Here is a 443-nt window from a genome sequence, read left to right on the forward strand (position 1 = left end):
TCCACGGTGATTGTTTCACATCAATCCCGTGTCAACTAACCGCGTACTGGCCGTCCAAGCCCTTGTCTATAAATATCGGACACACAAACACAGTACATACACGATGTCAGTACGCACCCGATCGGTTACGACTGAAAGCGGAGATTATCTCCGCGTGATAGAGTGGAGTAACGCTTCGCGGGAGTATGAGACAATCGTCTGTGAGTACCCCGTTGATGACCCTGAAACGTTCATCGTCCGTGGGTACAAAGCCGAGGACGATGAAGACGACCCCTCGTATCGGGATGTATTCGAGATGCGAGAGTTGTCGTTTACGCCTATCTCAATCGCAGGGTTGGGTGAACGAGAACGATTGATGGGTGTTAGTTCGACGGGCGACGACGATATGGCTGCGTACGAAGCGATTCCTCGCGATATTCAACTCTCCTTACATAGTATTGGAT

At 50.6% G+C, this 443-nt stretch carries 1 protein-coding gene; it reads left to right on the forward strand.

Going from position 1 to position 443, the window contains the following annotated elements:
• Nucleotides 1-154 precede the first annotated feature (154 nt).
• Nucleotides 155-443: hypothetical protein (locus EXE45_RS20995; RefSeq protein ID WP_206750513.1), on the forward strand; the 289-nt coding region annotated here is incomplete at its 3' end.

The organism is Halorubrum sp. SP9 (genome assembly GCF_005435015.1).
In the GTDB taxonomy this organism is placed as follows: Archaea; Halobacteriota; Halobacteria; order Halobacteriales; family Haloferacaceae; genus Halorubrum; species Halorubrum sodomense.